The 5,657-nt window shown below is 67.9% G+C and carries 6 protein-coding genes; all 6 read left to right on the top strand.

The genetic code is table 11. From position 1 onward, the window contains the following. The first annotated feature begins 251 nt into the window (after positions 1-251). The 6 genes from IRZ30_RS15125 (at position 252) to IRZ30_RS15150 (ending at position 5,410) form a co-directional block, all read left to right on the top strand. Positions 252-1,574: a Glu/Leu/Phe/Val dehydrogenase gene (locus IRZ30_RS15125; protein ID WP_294086342.1), complete on the top strand. Its 1,323-nt coding sequence runs from the start codon at positions 252-254 to the stop codon at positions 1,572-1,574. 40 nt (positions 1,575-1,614) lie between these two features. Further along, the gene (locus IRZ30_RS15130) at positions 1,615-2,145 is read left to right on the top strand and encodes a hypothetical protein (protein WP_294086343.1); all 531 of its coding nucleotides are present in this window, start codon (positions 1,615-1,617) and stop codon (positions 2,143-2,145) included. A gap of 3 nt (positions 2,146-2,148) precedes the next feature. Next, positions 2,149-2,388 (top strand): hypothetical protein, encoded by a 240-nt coding sequence (locus IRZ30_RS15135; protein ID WP_294086344.1) that lies wholly within the window; start codon positions 2,149-2,151, stop codon positions 2,386-2,388. A gap of 147 nt (positions 2,389-2,535) precedes the next feature. Beyond that, entirely contained in the window at positions 2,536-3,711 is a 1,176-nt protein-coding gene (locus IRZ30_RS15140; RefSeq protein WP_294086345.1) for a Re/Si-specific NAD(P)(+) transhydrogenase subunit alpha, read from the top strand. Further along, positions 3,708-4,004 carry an NAD(P) transhydrogenase subunit alpha gene (locus tag IRZ30_RS15145; protein WP_294086346.1) on the top strand — a complete coding sequence of 99 codons (297 nt, stop codon included), beginning with the start codon at positions 3,708-3,710 and terminating at the stop codon, positions 4,002-4,004. Before IRZ30_RS15140 ends, IRZ30_RS15145 begins: the two co-directional genes overlap by 4 nt. Next, on the top strand, positions 4,001-5,410 hold the full coding sequence (locus IRZ30_RS15150) for an NAD(P)(+) transhydrogenase (Re/Si-specific) subunit beta (protein WP_294086348.1): 1,410 nt from the start codon (positions 4,001-4,003) through the stop codon (positions 5,408-5,410). The genes IRZ30_RS15145 and IRZ30_RS15150 overlap by 4 nt, the downstream gene beginning before the upstream one ends. Positions 5,411-5,657: the final 247 nt, after the last annotated feature.

Below are 5,657 nucleotides of genomic sequence, written 5' to 3' on the forward strand. Positions count from 1 at the left end.
GCCCCACCCATCTCCTGACCGAGCCCGGCGTCGGCTACGTCCTTGCCGCCGAGCCGGACGAGAACGATCCTGCCTGATCCGGCAGGTTACGCCCCCGCGCCGCACCCGACATCCGCCGCATCGGCATTCTCACGCAATTCTTACGCCGGATGGCCACCTTCCTATGGGATTCTCACGCCCGAATCTACGAAAATCGGGGCGGCGGGCGCCGGTGTCCCGCCCGTGGGACGGCAATAGGAGAGAAGGTGGTTATGCAGCAACAGGAGCAAGCCGAGGTCGCAGGCAGGTCGGTCGACATACGTGCCCGCGAGCGACAGGGCTCTACTCTCCTCGAGGACGCCAGCGCGCAGTTTCGTGCAGCCGCGGCGCACCTCGGCCTCGATCCCGGATTGCAGCAGGTGCTGGAGACGCCCGAGCGCGAGATGAGCGTCGCCCTTCCGATCGAGATGGACGACGGCCGCATCGCGGTCTTCCAGGGCTACCGTGTACAGCACTCCCGCCTTCGCGGCCCGGCCAAGGGCGGCATCCGCTACCACCCGTCAGTCGACCTAGACGAGGTCCGCGGGCTGGCAGCCCTCATGACCTGGAAGTGCTCCCTCCTCGACCTCCCCTACGGCGGCGGCAAGGGCGGGGTCAACTGCGACCCGTCGCTCCTCTCCGCCAGCGAACTGGCGCGGCTCACACGTGCCTACGCCACCGCCATGCTCCCGATTATCGGCTCGCGCATCGACGTTCCCGCGCCGGATGTCAACACCGACGAGCAAGTCATGGCCTGGTTCCTTGACGCCGTCGAGGCGCAGACCGGCGTCTTCGATCCGGCCGTCGTGACCGGCAAGCCCCTGGCCATCGGCGGCATCCCCGGGCGCGGCGAAGCCACCGGCCGCGGCGTCGCCCTGATTACCATGGAGATGCTCAGGCGCCGGGGAATCGCGCTTAAGGATGCTCGGATCGCGGTTCAGGGCTTCGGCAAGGTTGGCGGGCATACGGTTCGCATCCTCGCCGACGCCGGGTGCCGTATCGTGGCCATCAGCGACATCAGCGGCGGGCTCTACAACCCCAATGGACTGGACATCCCGCGCATCGTCGCCCACACCCGCAACCACCCGCGCGGCCTCCTCGAGGGGTATCCCGGCGAGGACGCCGAGCCCATCGGCGCCGCCGAGCTGCTGACCGTGGACTGCGACGTGGTGATCCCCGCCGCCCTCGAGGGGCAGATCACCGTGGCAAACGCGGGCGATATCCGCGCGCCGATCATCGTCGAAGCGGCCAACGGTCCGACCACCGGCGAGGCCGACCGCATCCTGCAGGATCGCGGTATCACGGTCGTGCCCGACATCCTGGCCAACGCCGGGGGCGTCGTCGTCTCCTACTTTGAATGGATTCAGGGCCTCCAGGGCACGAAGTGGACCCTGGAGGAGGTTCGCGCGCGCCTTGACCGCATGATGCTCGACGCCTTCGAGGCCGTGCTCCAGCGGGCCGAGGCGGAGGATGTCAGCCTGCGGTTGGCTGCGTACCTGATCGCCGTCGGCCGGGTGGCGGAGACTGCCGCGTTGCGCCGGACGGCCGGCGCGTAACCGGGCGAGACCGATACCCGGAGGAATAGGGGTTTTCGCTATGGCAGAGGCCCTGAGCGCTCCAGCGGAACTGGATCACGCCGCACCCCAGATGATCGAGCAGGCGGTCGCGGTCACGGCGCGCCGGATGCACCTCCCCACCCCGCTGTCCGCGTTCGCGCGGCTCGAGGCGAACGACCCGACGGCCGTCTCCTACTTCCGCTACGAACTGGCGCGCCAGGTCGCGCTGCTGCTCCTGCGCTACGATCGAAACGTTGTCGCGCTCTACGAGGAGCAGGAGGTTCCGGACGGGGAGGAGCTGGCGCCGCCGGAGGCGTCGCTGTACGACGCCCTCCGTGTCTACGTGCTCGTCGAGCAGGACACGCGCGCCCTCGACCACCTGCTGGAAGCCCTGGACCGGGCGCTGGTGACGGCCATCGCGCAGCGCTTCGGACAGCCACCCAGCCGGTACCTGCACGCCGTGGTGGTGGATCGAGCGCGAGCCAACCTGCTCCGGCCCCGTGCGCACGGCCACCGTCCCCGCCCGGCGCTGGTCCTGGCACGCGAGTCGATCGCGGAGATGAGCGACTAGCGGATGCTGTTCCGACGGGACGAGGTCTTGCACATCACCGGCGCCAGCGAGGACGAGCTGGCCCGGTTGGAACAGAAGCGCCTGGTAGTACCGGTCCGGCCCTGGTGGACACTGGGGCTGGGCCGGTACTACCGTGAAAGCCACCTGGATGTGGTGCGCTGGCTGGTGGAAGCCCAGCGCGCCGAGGATGAATCCCTCGCACGTGACGAGCGTTCTGGCCGGCCCCGCGGGCGCCGGGGGTAGTTGACGCTGGTCCATCGCGGCGGTACGCTACCCGTTGTGGGAACAGATAGGTCGACATGCCGCACGTGATACGTGCGGCCATGTGCCTCGACGATCCCGGTCATATCAGTGGGGGTTCGTCCACCCACAGCGAGTGTCAAGGAGTGGATGGTCTTGGTGTCTGCACAGCCCGAATCCGGCCCCACGCTCACGGTAGGGGTGCCTCGGGAGACGATCCCTGGGGAGCGACGGGTCGCCCTCACGCCGGATGTCGTCAAGCGACTGTCCGGCCGCGGCTTCCGCATCCTGGTGGAGCGCGAGGCTGGTGTTGCAGCCAGCTACCCTGACGGGCTCTACACGGAAGCCGGCGCGACGATCGTCCCCGATGTCGCGCAGCTCTACCGCGAAGCGGATGTGATCCTCAAGGTGCAGCGGCCGACCGACGATGAGGTGCCGCTGCTGCGCGAGGGCCAGGTGATCATTGCGTTCCTTTCGCCGCTCACCCGCCCCGAGCTCGTGGTGCAGTTGGCGGAGCGCAAGGTCACCGCGCTCAGCATGGACGCGATCCCGCGTATCACCCGCGCCCAGCCGATGGACGCGCTCTCGTCGATGAGCACCATCGCCGGCTATAAGGCGGTGCTGCTCGCCGCGAATGCGCTGTCCAAGTTCTTCCCGCTCCTCATGACCGCCGCCGGGACGATCCCGCCGGCCCGGGTGCTCGTCCTCGGGGCCGGTGTGGCTGGACTCCAGGCGATCGCCACCGCCCGTCGCCTCGGCGCCGTGGTGGAGGCGTTCGACACCCGCCCGGTGGTCAAGGAGCAGGTCGAGAGCCTGGGCGCCACCTTCCTCGAGCTCGACGTCCAGAGCTCGCAGGACGCGAGCGGCTACGCCACCGAGCTGGAAGAGGAACACATCAAGCGGGAGATCGCCCTCATTAAGGAACACGCGGCCCGCTCCGATGTGATCATCACGACCGCACTCATCCCGGGTCGTCCCGCACCGCTGCTCCTGCCGGAGGACACGGTTGCCAACATGCGGCCCGGCTCGGTGATCGTCGACCTGGCCGCGGAGATGGGCGGCAACTGCGAGCTGACGAAACCCGGTGAGACGATCGTCCGCCACAACGTCACGATCATGGGCCCGCTCAACCTTCCGAGCGAGATGGCCTACCACGCCAGCCAGATGTACGCCAAGAACATCGGCGCGCTCCTCGAGCACCTGGCGCCGAACGCCAACCTGACGTTCGACATGGAGGACTCGATTACCGCGGGCGTGGTCCTGACGCGGGACGGCGAGGTTCTGCACGGACCGACCCGTGAGTGGATGAAGGAGCGAGTGGCGTGAACCAAGAGCTCATCCTGGGCGCCTACGTCTTTATCCTGGCGCTCTTCCTCGGCGTGGAGGTCATCGGCCGCGTTCCATCGACGTTGCACACACCGCTGATGTCCGCCACCAACGCCATCCACGGCATCGTGCTCATCGGCGCGATCCTCGTCGCGGGGACAGCCGATTCGCCCCTCCTCTACGTGCTGGCCTTCGTGGCACTCGTGCTCGGGGCCGGTAACGTCTTCGGGGGCTTCGCTGTCACCGATCGGATGCTGGAGATGTTCAAGAAGAAGCCGGTGGAGAAGCGGTGATTACTGACGCTCGCGCAGCCATAATTGCAGTCGCCTATCTCATCTCCGCAGTCCTCTTCATCTTCGGTCTCAAGCGTCTCAGTTCCCCGGCGACGGCCCGCCACGGCAACCGGATTGCCATCCTCGCCATGACGATCGCGGTCGTGGCCACCCTCCTCGACCGCTCGATCACCTGGAAACCGCTCAACATCGCCATCATCGTCGTCGGCACCGTCATCGGCGCCGCGCTCGGGGTCTACTTCGCCCGCACCGTCCAGATGACGGCCATGCCGCAGATGGTGGCCCTCTTCAACGGCATGGGCGGGGGGACCGCAGCCTTCGTCTCGGTCGCGGAGTTCATTCGATTCAGCGAGGAGGCGTCTTCCATCGGCGCCGGGGAGGCGCTCTCCGTCTCGGCCGGCACCGCCATCGGTGCGCTCTCCCTCACCGGTAGCCTGATCGCCTTCGGCAAGCTCCAGGAACTGATCTCCGGGCGGCCGATCCGCTTCCCAGGCATGTCGGCGCTCAACGCGATCCTCTTCATCGTGATCCTCGCCCTGGGCGCGGTAGTGGTCGGCTTCGACGGGGGTGACCTCTTCGTCTGGCTGCTGCTGGCCGTGGCGATGGTCCTGGGCGTGCTGGTCGTGCTCCCGATCGGCGGCGCCGATATGCCGGTCGTGATCGCGCTGCTCAACTCCTTCACCGGCATCGCCGCCGCGCTGACCGGTTTCGTGGTTCACAACCAGATCCTGGTGGTCGCGGGCGCGTTGGTCGGCGCCTCCGGTGGCTTCCTCACCGTGCTCATGAGCCACGCCATGAACCGCCCGCTGAGCAACGTGCTCTTCGGCGCCTTCGGCGCGGCCTCCTCGGCCGGCGCCAAGGTCGGGGAAGCCAAGCCGATCCGGGAGACGACTCCCGAGGACGCGGCGGTGGTCATGGCCTACGCCAACGAGGTCATCATCGTTCCGGGCTACGGCCTGGCGGTGGCCCAGGCGCAGCACCAGATCCGCGAGCTGGCCGACGAGCTGGAGAAGCGCGGCGTCACCGTCAAGTACGCCATCCACCCGGTCGCCGGGCGCATGCCGGGCCACATGAACGTGCTGCTGGCCGAGGCGAACGTGCCGTACGACCAGCTCTTCGAGATGGATCAGATCAACAACGAGTTCGCCCACGCCGACGTGGCCCTGGTCGTCGGTGCCAACGACGTGGTCAACCCGGCCGCACGCACCGACCCGAGCAGCCCGATCTACGGCATGCCGATCCTCAACGTGGATCAGGCGCGCACGATCATCGTGCTGAAGCGGTCGATGCGCCCCGGCTTCGCCGGGATCGAGAACGAACTGTTCCACGACCCGAAGACGGTCATGCTCTTCGGCGACGCCAAGGAGTCGCTCACCAAGCTCACCAACGCCGTCAAGGCCGCCTGAGCGAGCGCCTCCCAGCCGTAGGCAACCCGCCCCTCGCCCAGTGCAGAGCGAGGGGCATTTTTTCTCCAGGCACGTCGGCATCCCGCGCGTATCGGTAGCTTTCACCGTGGTACCACAGGTCTGCGTGGTCGGCACGTGCCCGGGGGTAATGGAGTTTGACGAAGTATTCTCGTCTTCCCGCCACCCGTTCCGGCACGGCTGTCATCCTGAGCGGAGCCGGCCGGCGCCCCGCGCCGGGCGGCGGAGC

It is taken from the genome of Sphaerobacter sp. (genome assembly GCF_019683595.1).
Classification (GTDB): domain Bacteria; phylum Chloroflexota; class Chloroflexia; order Thermomicrobiales; family Thermomicrobiaceae; genus Sphaerobacter.